1 pseudogene is annotated in these 243 nt (G+C 39.1%); it reads left to right on the forward strand.

Annotation, left to right across the window (positions count from 1 at the left end):
- Positions 1-243 (forward strand): annotated as a pseudogene (locus tag SB773_RS34150) (sodium:solute symporter family transporter); the annotation flags it as partial.

The following is a 243-nucleotide window of genomic DNA, read 5'->3' on the forward strand; positions in this document are numbered from 1 at the left end:
ATTCGCAGCTTTTCAAGTCGTCTTCATGTTTGCCGCCGTTATCTTGATTCCTTTATACTTTTTCGTCAAAGAAGGGATTCAGCCTGTTTATGATGGGATTCGTTTATACCATCCATACATGCTCGTAATCAATAAGTATGATCTATGGAGTTTTCTTTTTGCAGGACTTCTTGTCGGGTTCGGCCAGTTTTTCTTTGACCTGACATCATGGCAGCGATTATTTATGATAGAGCTGAAAAAAGT

Origin of the sequence: Bacillus sp. SIMBA_074 (assembly GCF_046534555.1) — a bacterium.
Taxonomy (GTDB): Bacteria; Bacillota; Bacilli; order Bacillales; family Bacillaceae_G; genus Bacillus_A; species Bacillus_A mycoides.